The following is a 19,702-nucleotide window of genomic DNA, read 5'->3' on the forward strand; positions in this document are numbered from 1 at the left end:
GAGGTATAAAATGAGTATAATAACTGTAAATGGAGAGATAGATAAAAATAGCTTAGGGTCGACTTATATACATGAGCATTTAAGTGTTGATTTATCAGCTCATAAAAAAGATCCTGATACTAATTTTGATGATGTGGAATCATTGATTGATGAGATTAAAAATATAAAAAGTAAAGGCATAGATAGTATTGTAGAAGTTACAAATAGAGGTATGGGCAGAAATATAGAAGTAATGAAAAGAGTAGCAGATGAAACCGGAATCAATGTTATAGCTAGTACAGGATTTTATAAGGAACCTTTCTTGCCATCATATGTATATGAAATGGAAGAAAAAGAGTTAAGTAAGCTTTTAATAAAAGATCTTACAGAAGGAATAGATAATACTGATATTAAAGCCCATGTAATAGGTGAAATTGGTACTAGTAAGGATACTATGACAGATATGGAACATAAAATATTTAGAGTAGCAGCTAGAGCTCATCTTGAAACTGGTAGAGTTTTCTCTACTCATACTACATTAGGAACCTATGCTATAAAACAAATAGAATTTATGAAAAAACACAATATTGATCTTAGTAAAGTAGTTATAGGTCATTTAGATTTAAACTGTGATTCCGATTATCATTTAAGAATTGCTGATAATGGATGCTATTTAGCTTTTGATACAATAGGAAAAAATAATTATGAGAAAGATGAAGTACGTGTTAAATATATAAAGAATTTAATAGATAGAGGACATTTAAATCAAATAGTACTTTCTCAAGATATAACTAGAAAATCTCATTTAAAAATGAATGGTGGTATTGGTTATGATCATTTAATAGATAATTTTATACCAAAGCTTTTAGAGGCAGGAATAACACAATCACAAATTGATAAAATGTTAAAAGAAAATCCACGTGAATTATTGGATATATAGGGGGAATATAGATGAAAGCATATCCTATAGAGACTATTAATATAGATAAGGCAAAAGAAAAACAATTTAAACTAGTTGATATAATTCATCAACATTTTGATGGTTATGAATTTCTCCAAAATGGAGATATGGGTGTAGTGCCAGGTGTAGGTGGTCCAAAATATACTAGAAAAGTAGAAAGTGTATTAGCAGATTTTTTTGGTTCAGAAGATGCTGTTTTAGTTCGTGGCTCAGGTACTGGAGCTATAAGAAATGTAATGAATACAGTATTAAAACCTAATCAAAAAATATTAATTCATGATGCACCAATATATCCAACTACAAAAGTAATAATTGATAGTATGGGAATTGAAACTATTAAAGTTAATTTTAATAATATTTCAGAAAAAGATGAAGAAAAAATTAGAAATATAGACTTTGCTCTAGTTCAACATTCAAGGCAAAAATTAGATGATAGCTATAATTTAGAAGATGTAATAAACAAAATTAAAAAGGTTAATAAAAATATAAATATATTAGTAGATGATAACTATGTTGTAATGAAAGCTGATAAAATAGGCGTAGAACTTGGAGCAAGTGCAAGTGCTTTTTCATTATTCAAATTATTAGGACCAGCAGGAATAGGTTGTGTTGTTGGTAATACAGAAATAATAGAGAAAATAAGGAATATTAACTATTCTGGCGGTAGTCAAGTTCAAGGATATGAAGCTATGGATGCTTTAAGGTCATTAGTATATGCACCTGTTTCACTAGCAATTCAAGCTGAAGAAGGAAATAAAATTATAGATACATTAAATTCAGGAAAAATTAAAGGGGTAAAATCTTCTCTTATTGCAAATGCACAATCAAGAGTTATATTAGTTGAGTTTGATGAACCTATAGCAAAAAAAGTTTTAGAATATAGTTCAAAATTAGGGGCAGCTCCTTACCCAATTGGAGCTGAATCTAGATATGAAGTTACTGCTATGTTTTATAGAGTTTCTGGGACGTTTTTGAAATCTAATCCTAAGTTAGAAGATTATATTATACGTATAAATCCAATGAGAGCAGGTTCAAAAACTGTTCTTAGAGTATTAGAGCAAGCTATAGAAATGGCCCTTCAAAGAGGTGATAATTAGATGTTTTTAGATATGACAATAAAAAGAAATGAAAACTTAATAAAATCTGCAATAGACCTTCATAAAAATGGTCTAATTAAACCTAATTCATATGTATTAGATATAGATTCTATAAGAGAAAATGCATCTAAATTAGCTAAGAAAGCAAAAGAATTAAATATAGAATTATATATGATGACAAAACAAATAGGTAGAAATCCTAAAGTTGCTGAAATAATAGCAGAAAGTGGTATCAAAAAAGCTGTAGCTGTAGACCCATGGGAAGCTATAAGACTAGCAGAATCTGGAGTGAAACTTGGAAATGTAGGTCATTTGGTGCAAATACCTACTAGTATGATTAGACAAATTCTATCTTATAAGCCTGAAGTAATAACAGTATTTACATTAGATAAAGCAATAGAAATTTCAGAACAGGCTATAAAATTAGGAATGGTTCAAGATATATTATTAAAAGTTGTAGGAGAAAATGATAGATTATATCCAGGACAAATAGGTGGATTTAAAGAAAAAGAACTTATACAATATGCAGATAAAATAAGAAAATTAAAGGGAGTAAATATAGTAGGAGTTACTGCTTTTCCATGCTTTTTATATAATTATGAAGCGAATAAAATAGAACCTACAAAAAATGCTCATACAGCTATAAGATGTGCAAACATGTTAAAGGAAAAGTTAGATATCAACATAAAACAAGTAAATATTCCTAGTGCTAATACTATAGCTTCATTACCATTATTAAAAGATATGGGAGGTACTCATGGAGAGCCAGGTCATGCTTTAACAGGTACTACACCTCTTCATGGTGACAATATATTAGAAGAAAAACCTGCTATGGTTTATGTAAGTGAAATATCACATTGTTTTGATGATAAGGCATATGTATATGGTGGTGGCTTTTATAGAAGATCTAGAATGAAAAAGGCTATGGTAGGTAAAGATTTTGAAAAGATGAAAGAAAATATATTTGAAATAGAAGAAATTGATCCTGAAGCTATAGACTATTACGGTACGTTAAAACTTGGAAATAAAAGTGTAGAAGTAGGAGATACAGTAATATATGCTTTTAGAACACAAATATTTGTAACAAGAAGTGAAGTAGTTTTAGTTGAAGGAATACAAAAAAACAATCCTAAAATTATTGGAGTTTATGATAGTCAAGGAAATGAAATACGATAAACAAGGTGGTGACAAAATTGAAAAAAAGAGCAATAATATTAATATTAGATAGCTTAGGTGTTGGATATATGGATGATGTAGAAGAAACTAGACCTCAAGATATAGGTGCAAATACTTTTAAGCATATATTAGATAATGCTAAAAATATAGAAATACCTAATTTAGAAAAGCTAGGCATAAATAAGATAGTAAAGCATAATAGACTTAAGGAAACTAAAAATAAAGCTAGTTATGGTAAATTAAATCTTAAGCACTATGGAGCAGATAGTTATGCAGGTCATCAAGAGATTATGGGAACTGATCCAAAAAAACCTTTGATGAAACCTTTTGTGTATTATATAGATAAAGTAAAATCAGCTTTAGAAGAGGCAGGATATAAGGTTCAAATACCAAATAAAGAAAAACCATATATATTGGTAAATGAATTAGTAGTAGTTGCGGACAATATAGAGACAGATTATGGACAGATATATAATATAAGTGCTCCACTTGATTATATATCCTTTGACGAAGTTATGGAAATTGGAAAGATTGTAAGAAAAAATGTAGAAGTGAATAGAGTTATAGCTCTAGGTGGTAGAGATGTAAAACTAGAACAATTAATTGATAGTATAGAGCAAAGGGAAGATGGTTTAGTTGGTGTTAATTCTCCTAAATCAGGAGTGTATAAATCAGATTATCATGCAAGGCATATGGGATATGGTGTTGACCCTGAAAAACAAATTTCATCTATATTATCAAATTCAGATAAAGAAGTTACTTTGATTGGCAAAATGCAAGATGTTATTGAATGTAGTGATGCAACTAAAATACCTGCAGTTGATACAGAACTAGTAATGGAAAAAATATTAGTTAGTCTTGATAATATGAATGAAGGGTTAATATCAGCTACAGTTCAAGAAACAGATTTAAGAGGACATGCACAAGATGTAGAAGGATATGCTGAAAAGATAATGATTGTAGATAAATATTTAGAAAGCATATTAGAAAAAATGACTGACGAAGATATTTTATTTATAAGCGCAGATCATGGAAATGACCCTACAAGTGATAATAGTCAACATACTAGAGAAAAGACATTTTTATTGGTATATGGTAAAAATATAAAAAATGTTAATATAGGTGAAAGAAAAACTCTCTCAGATATATCAGCTACAATAGCAGATTATTTTAAGGTAAATAAGCCTGAGAATGGTGAAAGTTTTTATGATATGTTAGTTGAGTGAAAATGATTAAAAACTCTTTTCTGTGAATAATTTCTTAGGAAATTTAGAGAAGGATATAGTGATTATCTTGGAATTATGATGAAAATACAATTGAAGATATTGATGAGAAAGTCAATAATAATAAATGATTTTTTATAAAATGACTTTATCTCTAAGTTTATTTAATAAAAAGCTTGCTATAAGTTATAATCTATGGTATTATAGATTATAACTTAAATTAAGAGTAAATAGTAACACGATATATATCTATACGTACTATTCAATATAGTATCCAGCTAGATTTTATTAGTGGATTATTAAAATGAGTTTAAGAAATAAAATTTAGGAGGTACACATTATGAATGGTACAGTAAAATGGTTTAACGCAGAAAAAGGATTTGGATTTATCACAGGAGAAGACGGAAAAGATGTATTCGCTCACTTTTCTCAAATTCAAAAAGATGGTTTCAAAACTTTAGAAGAAGGTCAAGAAGTAGAATTTGACGCAGTTGAAGGACAAAAAGGTCTTCAAGCAGAAAATATCGTTGCTAAATAATTGATATTTCAACCCTAGGATATAATATATTCTAGGGTTTTTTGATGCCTATAATTCTAATTTTGTGACTAAAGGTAGAAATGAAGGCATAAGTTATTTTATGTATCAGTATTTATCATTAGCAGAACAAATAGTAGAACCACATAAGGAATATCACATTATAATAATGGAATTATATGATAGTTTTTAATATTGTTTGACATGGTAGTTTTATTATCCCTATGGTATAATATCCACAGATTTATAATAACTATATGTAACTAATAATATGATGATTACCTTAAATAATAGGATTATAGGTTGCCTTTATTAATCTAAATTTAGCATGTTAGGAGTAAAATATATTGATAAAAGTTATTATAGCAGACGATGAAAAAAGAATATTAAAACTCATAGAAAAATTAATTCAATGGGAAAAATTAGGTCTACAAATTGTAGGAAAAGCTAATGATGGTATAGAAGCAATAGAGCTTATAAAAGAAAAGAAGCCAAATATAGTTATTACTGATATTCGTATGCCTGGTTATGATGGCTTAGAAATGATAGAAAGAGCAAGAAATATAGATGAAAATTTACAGTTTATTATCATAAGTGGATATGAACAATTTGAATATGCTAAAAAGGCAATAGGCTTTGGAGTAAAGGATTATTTATTAAAACCTATAAATAAACAAAAACTCACTAGAACATTAATTAATGTAAAAAAACATATCAAAGAAAATATTGATATAGAAATTGTAAAGAAAGATGTTAATTTAATAAGAACATCTTTTTTAAATAATGCTCTTTTTAAAAATGAAGGATTAAATAATACTAATGTATCTCAAGTTAATGAAAAATATCATTTTAACTTTATAGAAAAATATTTTAATGTTGTTTTATTTAAAATTGATTATAATACAAAACTATATAATGATATAACAGTTATGACTACAGAAATAGTTAATATAATCAAAGAAAACTTAAAATCAGATGTAAATGAATGTGAAATTATAACAAACAAAAATAATATATATTTAATATTAAATTATAATTTAAAACAATTAGAAAATATTGAAATATCCATACAACAGGTGCATAAAAAAATAATTGAGTATATTATCGGAATAAAGAATTTTCAAGTAACCATTTCATATGGAAGTCAAGCTCAGAAAATTAATGATCTAAATATTTCTTTCCATGATTCTAATTCAATTATTGAAGATAGAATACTTTATGGTAAAAACAAAATATATAAATATAAAGAAATATTACCTATAAAAAAAGAGGTAGAAGATATATTTTATGTTTTTTTCAAAAGATTTATAAAGTATGTGGAAATGTTAGATTATGCAAAAATAGAATATAGTTTTATGAAATTTAAGCAAGATATAAGCAATATGCCTTTAAGAGGAATAAATTTAAAAGATTTTTTTCAGGAACTATTTAAAGCATACTATTTAGTATTAAAAAACAATAAATTCAAAAAGAATAATTTAAGTGAAGAACATAAAGATATTAAAAATATTATTGATAATTCAGATTCAATAGACGGATTATTTAGTGATTCATTACAATATTTATTAGAAGATATAAATTCAATAACTAAAAAAAGCTTTCAAAATAATATGATAGAAATAATAAAAGCTAAAGAATTTATAGAAAAAAATTATATGGAAAATATAAAGTTAGAAGACGTAGGAAACTATATAGGATTTAATCCAAGTTATTTTAGTAGTGTTTTTAAAAAAGAAACAGGCACTTCCTTTGTAGAATATCTTTCAATGGTAAGAATAGAAAAAGCCAAAGAATTATTAAAGGAATCTGATCTTAAGATTCAAGATATATCTAGTATGATTGGCTATAATGATTCTAAATATTTTACTAAGACATTTATAAAATATAGTGGCTTAAAACCAAAAGAATATAGAAAACTATTCGTGTAGGTGTGTGAAATGAAATTTAAAAAAGATAATTATTATTTATTAGATAGAATATGGATACTTTTTATTATTAATTTTGTAGCAAATATTATAGTTTTTATATATTTATTATTTAATATTGAAACTATAAGTAATTATATTTTTTTAGCATTATGGTCTATTTTTATAATTGGAATAGTTTATATTTCATATAAATGGGTCTATGAACCACATAAAAAGATAGCTAAAGTTTTAAAATTATTTTATAAAGGAGATATCTTCAAAGGTGTATTTAGTCTTAGAGTGCATATAAGTCATGAAACATATAAGACCTTTGCAAAGTTTAGAGAAATAATAGATACAAAAGAACTTATAGAAGGTTCCAAAAAACATGCTGAATATTTAGCACTTCAAAATCAAATCAACCCTCATTTTCTATATAATACCCTTGAAGCAATAAGGAGTGAGGCATTAATAGAAGAGGTTGATAGTATAGCAGATATGACAGAGTCTCTAGCAACATTTTTTAGATATACAATTTCAAATATATCTAAACTTGTTACTCTTAGTGATGAATTAGAAAATTTGAAAAATTATTATAAGATTCAAAAGTTTAGATTTGATGATAAAATAAATTTAAATATTAAATATGAGATAGATGATATAGGACAAGCATTGAGAGCTAAAATCCCTAAATTAACTTTACAACCTATTTGTGAGAATGCAATATTTCATGGATTAGAAACAAAGGTTGGTAAAGGAGAAATAACTTTAAGAATTAGAGCTACTGAAAAAAGACTTATTATTTTAATATCAGATAATGGTGTAGGAATTGATGAAAAAAAAGTTGATAAAATAAATAAAAAACTTAGAGGAGCATCCTTAGAATATATGAAAAAAGATAGTAATAATCAAGGTGGTATAGCCTTGATTAATGTAAATAACAGAATAAAACTTATTTTTGGTGATGAATATGGTATTTATATGTATAGTAGGTTAGGTGCTGGAACTGATGTTGAAATAACTATACCATTTGTATTAGATTAATTTTAAATTTAAATAAAAGGTTGATATTATGAATGGAGAAATTTTAAGAATAGAAAATGTTAGTAGGAAGATTGACGGTATTACCTATTTAAATAATATAAATTTTAATATAAGAAAAGGAGAAATATTAGGGTTATTGCCTCTTGATAATCATGGTAAAGAACAGCTTATTGAGTTAATTATTAAAAATTTAAATATTGATTATGGAAGAGTATATTTTGATGAAAAGCTTGTAAATTATTATGAATATAGTGATATGCAATATAATGAGGTTTATGTTATTGATAAAAACACAAAATTAATCTCTGGGTTGAAAGTTATTGATAATATCTATGTATTAAATAATACTCTAAATCAGTTTATTATAAATGAAAATATATTAAGGAAAAAGGCAAAATCTATTTTTGAACATTTTGATTTAGACATTAATCCAGATAAATATATTTCTGATTTATCTAAATTTGAGAAAGTTGTTGTTGAAGTTATAAAGGCTGTTATAAATGGTGCTAAATTAATAATTTTAAACGAATTATCTAATTTTCTAAGTATAAATGAGTTATATAATTTTCAGAAATTAATTAAATATTATTCTAAGAAAGACATTTCATTTCTTTACATGGCAAATCATCATGAAGAAGCATTTAAGATATGTAATAGAGTTTGTCTTTTAGAAGATGGGAAAATAGTAAAAGTGATAGAAAAAAATGATTATTCTGATGAAATTATGTTACCTTATATAGTTGAGTTTGATAGTAATACAAATTCTAATATATCAGATAATGAAAATACTATTATTGGATTTGAAGATTTTACTACCACTAATGTTTATAAGCTCAATATAAGGATAAATAAAGGTGAATGTATAACCATACTTGATAAAGATAATAAAGGAATTCAAGATATAGTTGAATTTTTAAAGGGAAATCTGACACTTATTGATGGGAATATAATCTTTAATAGAAAAACAATTAAATCTATAAGAAATCTTAATTCTCTTATAGAAAATGAAATATTATTTATACCAGAAAATCCAATAGATAATTTTTTGTTTTTTAATATGTCTTATTTAGAAAATCTAATGTTTCTTTTAGAACAAAAGCTAAATAATAATATTTCATTTAGAAAGAAAATAAAAATACTTAAAGAAAAATATAAAATATTAGAAGATGTAGATATAGATGAAAATGATATTTCTAATTTAAGTAAAAAATCTCTGTACGATTTAATATATTTTAAAGTTTATGAATTTAAACCTAAGTTAGTTTTTCTAATGCAGCCTTTTTCTGGTGCAGATATGTATTTAAGAGCTAGAATAATTCAATTAATAAATAAACTTAAAAATGAAGGTATAACAATTATAATTCTTGCTGTAAGCTTATCAGATACTTTAACTGTATCAGATAGACTTATAACTATAAAAGATGATAGTATTTTTTGAAAACCTTTTTAAAATCTAATGAATGTCCCCCTAAATCAAAAGAATATCTACCTCGTCGTATTATTAGTTATGGTACTATGTATTTAAATAATAATAACAAAGATATTTAATGAAGAAAGTAGGGGTTCTTTTGAGTAATTATGCTGTTAAAATAGAAAACGTTTCCAAAAGTTTTCCAGGTGTTAAGGCACTTGATAATGTATCATTCGATTTGAAATCTGGAGAAGTCTTAGCTTTACTTGGTGAAAATGGAGCAGGGAAGTCTACTCTTATGAAAATATTATCAGGAGTTTATACAAAAGATAGTGGTACTATAAATATATTTGGTGAAACTATTGAAGATATGAATCCAGTTAAAGCACAGGAATTAGGTATTGCAATTATACATCAGGAGTTAAATATGTGTGATCATTTAACTGTAGCTCAAAATATTTTTTTAGGTAGAGAGATATCTAAAAAGGGTGTTTTGTCTGAGAAAAAGATGAATATAGAAGCAAAAGAAATATTAAATAAATTAAATATAGCTATAGATCCAGAGGCTTTAGTAGGAGACTTATCTGTATCAAAGCAACAGATGGTTGAAATCGCAAAGGCTCTATCAACTAATGCAAAAATACTTATTATGGACGAACCTACATCTGCTTTAACTTCTAAAGAAATAGATGATTTGTTTAAAATAATAAAAAAATTGAAATCAGAAGGTCATGGAATAGTATACATATCTCATAGATTAGAAGAATTAGAACATATAGTGGATAGAGTTACTGTATTAAGAGATGGACAATATATTACTTCTTTAGATTTTAAAGAAACTACACTTAAAGAAATTATATCCTATATGGTTGGAAGAGAAATAAAAGAAAAATTTCCTAGAATCAAAAGTGATGTGGGAAAGAAAATATTCGAAGTTAAGAATTTAAGTGCTGGTAATTTAGTAAGAGATATTAATTTTTCAGTATTTGAAGGAGAAATAGTTGGAATAGCTGGTTTAATGGGGGCAGGAAGAACTGAGATGACTAGAGCAATATTTGGAGCAGATTCTAAACGTTCAGGAAAAATTTTCATTGACGGCGTTGAAGTAAGTATTAATAAGCCTATAGATGCTATTAAGTCAGGAATAGTTCTTGCTCCTGAAGATAGAAAAAATGATGGATTATGTACAAAGCTTAGTATAAGAGAAAATATCTCTCTTCCAAATCTTGACTTATTAGCTCATAAATTCGGTATAGTGAATAGCAAAAAAGAAGAGGAAATGATTCAAAAAGCAGTAGAAAATTTAGATATAAGACTTGCAAGTGCTGAAGTTAATGCCGATAGTCTATCTGGTGGAAATCAGCAAAAAGTTGTAGTAGGTAAATGGCTTTCAAGAAATTCAAGAATTGTAATTTTTGACGAACCTACAAGAGGAATAGATGTAGGATCTAAAGTTGAAATTTATAATTTGATGAATGAATTAAAAAGCAAGGGTATTGGAGTACTTTTTGTTTCTTCTGAGATGCCAGAAGTGTTAGGTATTAGTGATAGAATTTTAGTTATGGCTGAAGGTAAAATAACTAAAGAACTTGATATAAAAGATGCTACACAAAATATTATTTTAGAGTATGCTACTAAATTTGACAAAAAGATTAACAATGAACAGATTAACAAAGTGGAGGCGAGTATTTAATGGGGACTAAAAGTAACACTAGTAAAATTAAAAAGATTTTTTCACGAAGAGGTATGGGCCAAGTAATTACAGTTTCAATAGGACTTGTAGCATTAGTCATCGTATTTGGATTATTAAACCCAACTTTTTTCTCTAGTAGAAACATATCAAACTTATTAAGACAAATTGCACCAATTATACTTATAGGTGTAGGTCAATCATATGTATTGATTACTGCAAATATAGATTTGTCAATAGGTTCAGTTGTTGGAATGAGTACTATGATTTCTGCTACATTAATGTCAAAAGGTATGGATCCTTTGGCTGCTGTATTTATAACTTTTATTGCAGCGTTAGGAATAGGATTATTAAATGGATTACTTATATCAAAGGCTAAGCTTCCATCATTTATAGCAACATTAGGTACTATGACTATAGCAAGAGGTATTGCACAAATTGTTAATAATAACTATAATACAGATTCTATTGGATCACATGCTGATGGATTTAGAGATTTATTTTATTATGGAGAAACATTTGGACTATATAATACAATTTGGATAGCATTAGGAATTTGGTTAGTATTTAACTTTATTCTTAGTAGAACTAGAACAGGTAGACATATTTATGCGGTAGGTAGTAATATGAGTGCTGCACACCTTTCAGGAGTTAATATATCTAGTACCATAACAAAAGCATATGTAGTAAGTTCTGTGTGTGCTGCAACAGTAGGTCTTATAACTACAGCTACAAGTGGTATGGGAACTATGGATGCAGGTACTTCATATGAATTATATGCAGTAGCAGCTTCTGTAATAGGAGGTATAAGTACATTAGGAGGACAAGGAATACTTTTAGGAACTGTAGTAGGGGCATCTATATGGGGAGTGTTACAAAATGGACTTCAATTTGCTGGTGCACCTGTAGCTATTAGGAATATAGTAATAGGTATTATTGTTATAGTATCTGTTCTTCTTGACATAGTTGTAAGGGCTAATAAAAATAAATCTAAGTCTAAGCAAAAAGCAAAATCTTAAATTAAGTTATTAAAGGGAAACCTTTAAAAATAAAAAAATGGAGGGAATAAAATGAAAAAGAAAATATTGGCAATGATGTTAATTGTATTTCTAAGTATAACAGTAATAGTAGGATGTTCTGATGATTCAGACAGTGGTAGTGGTGATTCTCACAAAGTATATCTAATAACTATGGATCAAATGGATCAACATTGGGTATCAGTAGATGAAGGAGCTAAAGAAGCAGCAGATGAATTAGGTAATGTAGATTATGAATGGTTAGCACCTGACGTAAAAGATGATGCAAAACAAATAGAAAGTATAAATAATGCAATTGCAGGTGGAGCTGAAGCAATATTATTAGCAGCTAATGGACCAGATGCTGTAACTCAAGCACTTAAGGAAGCAGAAAAAGAAGGTATAAAAATTGTTTATGTTGATTCACCAGCTGATTTTCCAGCAGTTCAAACTTTAGCAACAGATAATGAAGCAGCAGGAAAACTTGCAGGGGAAGAAATGAAAAAAGCATTAGAAGAAAAAGGTATTAATGCAGGTAAAATTGGTGTAGTAAGTGTTAATGCATCTACAGATTCTACTATACAAAGAGAAAAAGGTTTTAGAAGTGCATTTGAAGGAACAGATTTTGAAATACTAGAAACTCAATATGGAGATGGTGATGCAGCAAAATCAAAAGATATAGCTGCTAACTATATAACCCAAGATGTAGTAGGAATATTTGGTGGAAATGAAGGTTCTACTGTTGGAACTGGAAATGCTATAAAAGAAGCAGGTGGAGAAGTTATAGGAGTAGGTTTTGATAAATCTGATACAATATTACAAATGATTGAAGAAGGACATATACTTGCTACTATGTCACAAAATCCTGATGTAATGGGTTATGAAGGAGTAAAGACAGCAGTAGATGCACTTGAAGGAAAAGAAATTAATGAAGAATATGTAGATACAGGTGTTTCTGTAATAAACAAAGAATCACTTGAAAACTAATAGAGTTCCAAAATAAATTAGAGAGGTTACAAAAGTAACCTCTTTAAACTATATATGAGGTGATATTATTGAAAAATAAAACAGAAAGAATATTAAATGAGTTAATTGAAAAATATCCAAAATTAGATTATTTAGAAGAAAGATTAAGAAATTTAATAGAAAAAACAGTAAAATCAATAAGAGGAAATGGTAAAATATTAGTATGTGGGAATGGTGGTAGTGCCTCTGATAGTGAACATATAGTAGGAGAATTATTGAAAAAATTCTATATTGATAGACCAATTGAAGATGATTTTAAAAATAATTTGAGAAAAAATTGTAATGAATATGAATATGAATATATGAGTAGTAATATGGAAGGAGCAATTCCAGCAATTTCCCTTGTTTCTCAAACAACATTTTTAACAGCATATGGTAATGATGTGAATTTTGATATGATTTATGCTCAACAAGTATATGCATATGGAAATGAAAATGATATATTGATAGCTTTATCAACATCTGGGAACTCTTCAAATGTTTATTATGCTGCAAAAGCAGCAAAATCAAAAGGAATGATGGTTATATCATTAACAGGAGAAGATGGTGGAAAATTAAAAAGCACTAGTGACATATTGTTAAATGTACCTTTAGATGAAACATATCAAGTTCAAGAGTATCATCTTCCTCTATATCATTTTATATGTAGGGCATTAGAATATGAAATTTTTGGAGGTTAATTTATGTTTGTAATAGGATATGATATAGGAGGTACAAAAACTGCTTTTATATTATCTCAAGTAAATGATTCTGGAATAAAAATTCTCCAAAGAGAAGAATTTAAAACAACAAGAGATTGGAAAAATGTTATAGGACAGTTAATGGAAAAATCAAAAATAGCTATAAAAGATAACGATATATCTTTAGATGATTTGAAATTAGGAATTTCTTGTGGAGGACCTCTAGATAATAAAAAAGGACTTATATTATCTCCACCTAATCTTCCTGGTTGGGATAATGTTCCTGTAGTAGATTATATTCATGAAAAAATAGGTGTAAAACCAAACTTGCAAAATGATGCAGATGCATGTGCTTTAGCTGAATGGAGGTATGGTGCTGGTGTAGGCTATGAAAATTTAATTTTTCTTACATTTGGTACAGGGTTGGGAGCAGGTCTTATATTAAATAATAAGCTATATACTGGAGCATCTAATATGGCAGGAGAAGTAGGACATATTAGATTAGAAGATGAAGGACCTATTGGATATGGTAAATCTGGAAGCTTTGAAGGGTTTTGTAGTGGTGGAGGAATAGCTCAATTAGCTCAATTTGAAGCTAAATCTCTAAGAAACAAAGGATTAAGAGCATCATTTGATAAAAGAGAAATTAAAGATATAACAACAAAAGATGTATCTATAGCTGCAGAATTAGGAAATAAAGATGCTTTAGATATATTTAAGACTTCTGGTAGATATTTTGGAAAAGGATTATCTATACTTATAGATATATTAAATCCTGAAATTATAGTTGCTGGAAGTATTTATAAAAGAGCAGGTGAATTCTTAAAAGAAGAAATGTACAATGAAATTGAGAAGGAAGCACTTAAATCATCAAGTAAAGTAGTTAAAATAGTACCTGCAATGTTAGGTGAAGAAATAGGAGACTATGGTGCTATAGTAACAGCTTTAGGGTAATTTAAATTAAGGGAGGCTTACTATGTTAGGATCAATTGAAGCAGGTGGTACTAAATTTGTATGTGCTGTAAGCGATGAGGAATTTAATTTAATTGATAAGACATCATTTCCAACTACAGATCCAAAATCAACACTAAAAGAAATATTTAATTTTTTTGATAAATACAAAGATATAAAATCTATTGGTATAGGATCATTTGGTCCTATAAATATTAATAAAAGCTCAGATAAATATGGATACATTACATCAACTCCTAAAACTAAATGGAAAAATTTTAATTTTCTTGGAGAGATGAAAAAACACTATAATATACCTATTAGTTGGACTACAGATGTTAATGCAGCATGTTTAGGAGAATATTATCTAGGAAGTGCAAAAGGAAGTAATAGCTGCATTTATCTTACTGTAGGAACAGGTATTGGTGGAGGAGCTATAATAAATGGAGATTTTATGGAAGGATTTAGTCACCCAGAAATGGGACATATTTTAATTAAAAAGCATGTACAAGATAAATATGAAGGATTTTGTCCTTACCATGGAGATTGCCTGGAAGGACTTACAGCAGGACCTTCAATAGAAAAAAGATATGGTGTAAGTGGAAACAAATTAGATAAAAATCATGAAGTATGGAAGTTTATTTCTTATTATTTAGCTCAAGCTCTAGTAAATTATACATTAATAATAAGACCAGAAAAGATAATATTAGGTGGAGGAGTAATGAATCAAGATCATATGTTAAGTTTAGTAAAAAAGGAATTTAAATCATTACTTTCAGATTATGTAGAAGTACCTAATATAGATGATTATATAGTAAAACCTTCATTAAAAGATAATGCAGGTATTATTGGAGGTTTAGTATTAGCTTCTAAAGAATGTGGATATTGTGGAAAAACATATTAAATTTTTCGGAAAATGTGGATATTATATTAAATTATATAAACGACGATGGGGCTGTTTCATAACTAATTGATTAGTTATGAAATGCTCTTTTTTATGTTCTAGTAAATAAGTATGCTTTATAATTCTTAATAAAATTAAATATATATTATTGCTATATTGCTTCCTTATATCTAGTAAAGCCTACTTTGTTAGATCGTACTTTATTACTTAATTTATTTATATTTATTGCAATGGATAAAAGCTTCATCTCTGCAATAATCTTTTCCATAGTTTTATGTCTAAATCTTGAGTAATTCATTCCAGTTTTTATATAAGAAAATATACTTCGGCTTGAATTGAACGATTCATTCTTTCAATAATTTTTTCCTCTGTAGTTATATTTTCTTCGAATTTTTTCTTAAGTTCTCAAGTCTCTCTGAAATGTATATTCTTTTTTTCCTGTAATTCTATCTACTCTTAAAATAAACTCATTGACTATACCAAAAGAAAAATATTTAAATCGAAATAAACTAAAAACAAGTATTAAACATGAGTGTTAATATAATATCTAGCATTGAATCACTTCCCTTCTGTTGCCAAATTAGGTTGCGAAAACATCAACATTAAAAGCTTGCATTATATTCCATAATATTCTATAATTTAACTATAGAATCTCTATTATAAATGAAATGTAGTAACATATAAAGTAGCTCCTAAATCGGAGTGTTGGTATTGCGAACTTATTTCTTATTAAAGGAGAATATTATGGACGTTATAAAGAAATTTGTTGTTACATATGTAGAATTTTTTATTATAATTTTCCTTGCTGATTTATTAATTGATCGTACATTTAACATTGTAGGAAATTTAAAAGGTTCATTTGTTATAGCAGCCATATTTATGTTATTTGGATATGTTTTTAAAAAATTATCATCTAAATAAAATTCAGGTGAAAGATTTTTTATAACATTTACTCCTAGAATGCTTGAAGTTAAAGGAAGAAAACTTTATTCAATAACAAATGGTATTACTAAGTAGGAAAATTTCACAGCAAGATTTCCTAATATTTTAAATGGTGAGGCTGATGGTAATATATACTACATAGCAAAAAAAATCTTAATAGGAATTGTCTATAAATTAACAATATTAAGAATTCTAGTGAAGATTAGATTCTAATCTTCACTAGAATTCTTTTTCCATAAATAAATAATTTTAAAAAACTAAAAAATATTTATTTATCTTAACTCTATATCTGTACGGTATATCTATCCATTAACATTTTTAAAAATGAACTTTAATTTATAAATTTTATAAATCAAAAATGAAAATGAGGATGATAAGTATTATATTTTTATTATAAGTTATTTCTAAACTCCTAAAATGGCCTTTAACTGCTTGTTTAAAAGCTTTTCTTTTAGATAATCTATTAAAAGATTTTGTCATATGATCCAAAGATTTTTTAAAATCTTCTCCATAGCAATTTCCAATGACCTTTTCCAAGAAAACATTTGATACAACCCATCGTCTTTTAATATGTAATTAAGAGGGTATAAATTAAATTAATAAAGGAGTTGAAATTTTATGCCATGGAAAAATGATGAATATTATGTTAAAAAGGCAATAGAACTTGCATATGATGCAAAGAAAAAAGGTAACAATCCCTTTGGATCTATATTAGTTGATTCTGATGGGAATATAATAATGGAAGATCAAAATACAGAAGTCACAGAGAATGACATAACAGGTCATCCAGAGATCAAAATAGCAAGAAGGGCAGCAGCAGAATATGATAAAGAATTTTTAGAGAAATGTACAATGTATAATTCAGCAGAACCTTGCACAATGTGTACTGGATCAATATACTGGAGTGGTATTGGAAGAATAGTATTTGGTATAAGTAAGAAAAGACTTAATGAATTAAAAGGTGAAGGAGAAGGGAGTATTTATTATTCTATTCATGAGCTAGTAGATAATAGTGGTAAGGATATTGAAATTATAGGACCTATGGAAAGCATGAAAGAAGATGTTGAAAGGCCTCATAAGGATTATTAGGAAAAAAATTTAGACAATCAACATTATTTATGATAAGATATATGGTAAAATTATTTAAGAGGTGTTTAATATTTTAAAAAAGAAAAAGAAAGTAAAACTGGAAAAGAGCCTAAGTCCTATTAATGTATTCTCGTTAGCAGTGGGAAGTATTATTGGATGGGGCACTTTTGTTATGCCAGGAAATTTATTTTTAAAGACAGCTGGTCCTTTAGGTACAGCTATAGGAATGGCTATTGGTGCACTTATAATGTCTATAATTGCTATAAGTTATGGATATATGGTAGAAAAGTTCCCTGTAGCAGGTGGGGAATTTGCATTTTCATTTAAAGGATTTGGTAGAAATCATGCATTTGTATGTGCTTGGCTTTTAGGATTATCTTATTTATCCATTGTACCCTTAAATGCCACAGCTCTTGCAATGATAGGAAGATATATGTTTCCAGGCGTTTTACAAAGAGGATTAATGTATTCTATAGCAGGTTGGGAAGTTTATTTAGGTGAAGTTTTATTTGCTTCCATTGCTTTAATTATATTTGCAATAACTAGTATTAAAGGAATTAAAGTTTCAGGAGTTTTACAAACAATAATGAGTTTTATTTTAGTTGGTGCTATTTTAATATTAACTATTGTGGCATTTTTACGTACTGATAATCCAATAGATAACTTAAAACCATTTTTTGGAGAAGGAATTCCACCATTATCAGGAATTCTCACAATAGTTGCAATTGCTCCTTGGGCATATGTAGGTTTTGATTCTATTCCTCAAGCGGCTGAAGAATTTGATTTTTCTCCTAAGAAAGCTCTAAAAATAATGATAGCTGCTATTGTTTTTGGTGGTCTTATGTATATATCTATGAATACAGTTACAGCTATGGTTTTGCCTTGGGATAGTGCTATGGAAGGCAATCCTTTTTGGATAACAGGTGATGCAATTGAATCTCTTCTAGGTAATGTTGGTCTTGTTTTACTTGGACTTGCACTTATTTCTGCGATAATTGCTGGAATTATAGGATTTTATATGGCAGCTAGTAGATTATTATTATCTATGGCAAGAGCAAAAGCTCTTCCTAGTTGGTTTGGTAAAATTCACCCTAAATATCATACCCCTGTAAATGCTTTGAAATTTGTACTCCTTATTTCTTTGATCACACCATGGTTTGGACGACAAGTTTTAACATGGGTTGTAGATATGGCATCTATTGGTGCAGCTATTGGATATTTTTATACTTCAGCATCAGCATTTAAATTCCTTAGAAAAGAAAAAGGTAAGATGTATTTAAAAATATTTAGTGTGTTAGGTTGCATTCTTGCTATAGGGTTTGTATTACTTTTAATAGTACCAGGAATGCCAGCATATTTATCATTACCATCTAGAATAGCTCTTTTTGTATGGATTGCACTTGGTATCATATTTTATATATCTATTAGAAAATCATATCAAGAATTACCTCGTGAAGAGTTAAATAGACTAATAATAAAAAGACAAGTTGAAAAATAATTTGTAGAAAATATTCAAATGAATAATTAATTTTTTTATAGTAAAAACTATAGCTGATAAATATCATAAAATTAAGGAGATAAAATATGGCTATAGAAATTCCTAAAGCTACATCACATTTATTAGAAGGAGTAAAAGTTGAATCTACTGCAAGAGAATTTAAGATGATTTTAGACGAACCTGAAGATGGTGGAGGTACAAATAGTGGAATGAATCCAGTAGAAGCATTACTTTGTGCACTTGGTTCATGTCAATCTATTATAACTAAAATGATGGCTAAGGATATGGGGATAGAAATTGAAGATATAAGAATTGAACTTGAAGGAAAAATTGATACTGAAGGTTTTCAAGGGAATACGAAAATAAGACCAGGACTATCTAATATCAAGTCTAATTTCATTATTAAATCTAGTGAATCAGAAGAAAAAATAAATGAAATGATGAAAAAAGTTAAGCAGTTTTGTCCAGTAGGAGATACTGTTTCTAATGGTACAGATTTAGTAGTAGAATATAGTGTTAAAAAATAGCTTATATAATTATTAATATGATTTAGAAATAAAAACCTCTATAAAT

Annotated in this window: 21 protein-coding genes; 19 read left to right on the top strand and 2 right to left on the bottom strand. The window is 27.6% G+C overall.

Features of this window, described 5'->3' with window-relative positions:
* Positions 1–10: 10 nt before the first annotated feature.
* From E0D94_RS03140 to E0D94_RS03205, 15 genes are all read left to right on the top strand, one after another.
* Positions 11–919 carry a phosphotriesterase family protein gene (locus E0D94_RS03140; protein ID WP_130805848.1) on the top strand — a complete coding sequence of 303 codons (909 nt, stop codon included), beginning with the start codon at positions 11–13 and terminating at the stop codon, positions 917–919.
* An 11-nt stretch (positions 920–930) separates the two neighbouring features.
* Positions 931–2,037: an aminotransferase class I/II-fold pyridoxal phosphate-dependent enzyme gene (locus tag E0D94_RS03145; protein ID WP_130805849.1), complete on the top strand. Its 1,107-nt coding sequence runs from the start codon at positions 931–933 to the stop codon at positions 2,035–2,037.
* Positions 2,038–3,213 (top strand): YhfX family PLP-dependent enzyme, encoded by a 1,176-nt coding sequence (locus E0D94_RS03150; RefSeq protein WP_130805850.1) that lies wholly within the window; start codon positions 2,038–2,040, stop codon positions 3,211–3,213.
* Between the two features lie 17 nt (positions 3,214–3,230).
* Positions 3,231–4,439, top strand: coding sequence for a phosphopentomutase (locus E0D94_RS03155; RefSeq protein ID WP_130805851.1), 1,209 nt, complete (start codon positions 3,231–3,233; stop codon positions 4,437–4,439).
* A gap of 337 nt (positions 4,440–4,776) precedes the next feature.
* On the top strand, positions 4,777–4,974 hold the full coding sequence (locus E0D94_RS03160) for a cold-shock protein (RefSeq protein ID WP_130805852.1): 198 nt from the start codon (positions 4,777–4,779) through the stop codon (positions 4,972–4,974).
* A 64-nt stretch (positions 4,975–5,038) separates the two neighbouring features.
* Entirely contained in the window at positions 5,039–5,164 is a 126-nt protein-coding gene (locus E0D94_RS15070; RefSeq protein ID WP_278044675.1) for a hypothetical protein, read from the top strand.
* A gap of 154 nt (positions 5,165–5,318) precedes the next feature.
* Positions 5,319–6,899, top strand: coding sequence for a response regulator transcription factor (locus E0D94_RS03165; RefSeq protein ID WP_130805853.1), 1,581 nt, complete (start codon positions 5,319–5,321; stop codon positions 6,897–6,899).
* Positions 6,900–6,908: 9 nt separating this feature from the next.
* Entirely contained in the window at positions 6,909–7,922 is a 1,014-nt protein-coding gene (locus E0D94_RS03170) for a sensor histidine kinase (protein ID WP_130805854.1), read from the top strand.
* Positions 7,923–7,950: 28 nt separating this feature from the next.
* Positions 7,951–9,360 carry an ATP-binding cassette domain-containing protein gene (locus tag E0D94_RS03175; RefSeq protein WP_130805855.1) on the top strand — a complete coding sequence of 470 codons (1,410 nt, stop codon included), beginning with the start codon at positions 7,951–7,953 and terminating at the stop codon, positions 9,358–9,360.
* 130 nt (positions 9,361–9,490) lie between these two features.
* Entirely contained in the window at positions 9,491–11,026 is a 1,536-nt protein-coding gene (locus E0D94_RS03180; RefSeq protein WP_130805856.1) for a sugar ABC transporter ATP-binding protein, read from the top strand.
* Complete coding sequence (locus tag E0D94_RS03185) at positions 11,026–12,042, top strand: ABC transporter permease (RefSeq protein WP_130805857.1); 1,017 nt, start codon at positions 11,026–11,028, stop codon at positions 12,040–12,042. Before E0D94_RS03180 ends, E0D94_RS03185 begins: the two co-directional genes overlap by 1 nt.
* A gap of 51 nt (positions 12,043–12,093) precedes the next feature.
* Entirely contained in the window at positions 12,094–13,026 is a 933-nt protein-coding gene (locus E0D94_RS03190) for an ABC transporter substrate-binding protein (RefSeq protein ID WP_130805858.1), read from the top strand.
* 68 nt (positions 13,027–13,094) lie between these two features.
* Positions 13,095–13,745 (top strand): D-sedoheptulose-7-phosphate isomerase, encoded by a 651-nt coding sequence (locus tag E0D94_RS03195; RefSeq protein ID WP_130805859.1) that lies wholly within the window; start codon positions 13,095–13,097, stop codon positions 13,743–13,745.
* 3 nt (positions 13,746–13,748) lie between these two features.
* The gene (locus E0D94_RS03200; protein ID WP_130805860.1) at positions 13,749–14,699 is read left to right on the top strand and encodes an ROK family protein; all 951 of its coding nucleotides are present in this window, start codon (positions 13,749–13,751) and stop codon (positions 14,697–14,699) included.
* A 22-nt stretch (positions 14,700–14,721) separates the two neighbouring features.
* Entirely contained in the window at positions 14,722–15,600 is an 879-nt protein-coding gene (locus tag E0D94_RS03205) for an ROK family protein (protein ID WP_130805861.1), read from the top strand.
* Positions 15,601–15,751: 151 nt separating this feature from the next.
* On the opposite strand, the gene E0D94_RS14690 is transcribed toward E0D94_RS03205, so the two are convergent.
* Positions 15,752–15,898 carry a hypothetical protein gene (locus tag E0D94_RS14690; RefSeq protein ID WP_165442845.1) on the bottom strand — a complete coding sequence of 49 codons (147 nt, stop codon included), beginning with the start codon at positions 15,896–15,898 and terminating at the stop codon, positions 15,752–15,754.
* A 446-nt stretch (positions 15,899–16,344) separates the two neighbouring features.
* Between E0D94_RS14690 and E0D94_RS14695 the strand changes: the two genes are divergently transcribed.
* Complete coding sequence (locus E0D94_RS14695; protein ID WP_165442846.1) at positions 16,345–16,521, top strand: hypothetical protein; 177 nt, start codon at positions 16,345–16,347, stop codon at positions 16,519–16,521.
* 366 nt (positions 16,522–16,887) lie between these two features.
* On the opposite strand, the gene E0D94_RS15170 is transcribed toward E0D94_RS14695, so the two are convergent.
* Complete coding sequence (locus E0D94_RS15170) at positions 16,888–17,079, bottom strand: protein rep (protein ID WP_207289622.1); 192 nt, start codon at positions 17,077–17,079, stop codon at positions 16,888–16,890.
* Positions 17,080–17,160: 81 nt separating this feature from the next.
* On the opposite strand from E0D94_RS15170, the gene E0D94_RS03210 reads away from it, so the two are divergent.
* The 3 genes from E0D94_RS03210 (at position 17,161) to E0D94_RS03220 (ending at position 19,656) form a co-directional block, all read left to right on the top strand.
* Complete coding sequence (locus E0D94_RS03210; protein WP_130805862.1) at positions 17,161–17,631, top strand: nucleoside deaminase; 471 nt, start codon at positions 17,161–17,163, stop codon at positions 17,629–17,631.
* A 61-nt stretch (positions 17,632–17,692) separates the two neighbouring features.
* On the top strand, positions 17,693–19,129 hold the full coding sequence (locus E0D94_RS03215; RefSeq protein ID WP_130805863.1) for an APC family permease: 1,437 nt from the start codon (positions 17,693–17,695) through the stop codon (positions 19,127–19,129).
* Positions 19,130–19,215: 86 nt separating this feature from the next.
* On the top strand, positions 19,216–19,656 hold the full coding sequence (locus tag E0D94_RS03220) for an OsmC family protein (protein ID WP_130805864.1): 441 nt from the start codon (positions 19,216–19,218) through the stop codon (positions 19,654–19,656).
* The last annotated feature ends 46 nt before the right edge of the window (positions 19,657–19,702 follow it).

It is taken from the genome of Senegalia massiliensis (assembly GCF_900626135.1).
Lineage (GTDB): Bacteria > Bacillota > Clostridia > Tissierellales > SIT17 > Anaeromonas > Anaeromonas massiliensis.

Bases quoted from the DNA above. Each gene is read 5' to 3' on its own strand.
- E0D94_RS03210 (WP_130805862.1), top strand. From the start codon at position 17,161: ATGCCATGGAAAAATGATGAATATTATGTTAAAAAGGCAATAGAACTT.
- E0D94_RS03140 (WP_130805848.1), top strand. From the start codon at position 11: ATGAGTATAATAACTGTAAATGGAGAGATAGATAAAAATAGCTTAGGG.
- E0D94_RS03145 (WP_130805849.1), top strand. From the start codon at position 931: ATGAAAGCATATCCTATAGAGACTATTAATATAGATAAGGCAAAAGAA.
- E0D94_RS14695 (WP_165442846.1), top strand. From the start codon at position 16,345: ATGGACGTTATAAAGAAATTTGTTGTTACATATGTAGAATTTTTTATT.
- E0D94_RS03220 (WP_130805864.1), top strand. From the start codon at position 19,216: ATGGCTATAGAAATTCCTAAAGCTACATCACATTTATTAGAAGGAGTA.
- E0D94_RS03175 (WP_130805855.1), top strand. From the start codon at position 7,951: ATGAATGGAGAAATTTTAAGAATAGAAAATGTTAGTAGGAAGATTGAC.
- E0D94_RS03170 (WP_130805854.1), top strand. From the start codon at position 6,909: ATGAAATTTAAAAAAGATAATTATTATTTATTAGATAGAATATGGATA.
- E0D94_RS03200 (WP_130805860.1), top strand. From the start codon at position 13,749: ATGTTTGTAATAGGATATGATATAGGAGGTACAAAAACTGCTTTTATA.
- E0D94_RS03160 (WP_130805852.1), top strand. From the start codon at position 4,777: ATGAATGGTACAGTAAAATGGTTTAACGCAGAAAAAGGATTTGGATTT.
- E0D94_RS03150 (WP_130805850.1), top strand. From the start codon at position 2,038: ATGTTTTTAGATATGACAATAAAAAGAAATGAAAACTTAATAAAATCT.
- E0D94_RS14690 (WP_165442845.1), bottom strand. From the start codon at position 15,898: ATGAATTACTCAAGATTTAGACATAAAACTATGGAAAAGATTATTGCA.
- E0D94_RS03205 (WP_130805861.1), top strand. From the start codon at position 14,722: ATGTTAGGATCAATTGAAGCAGGTGGTACTAAATTTGTATGTGCTGTA.
- E0D94_RS03185 (WP_130805857.1), top strand. From the start codon at position 11,026: ATGGGGACTAAAAGTAACACTAGTAAAATTAAAAAGATTTTTTCACGA.
- E0D94_RS03190 (WP_130805858.1), top strand. From the start codon at position 12,094: ATGAAAAAGAAAATATTGGCAATGATGTTAATTGTATTTCTAAGTATA.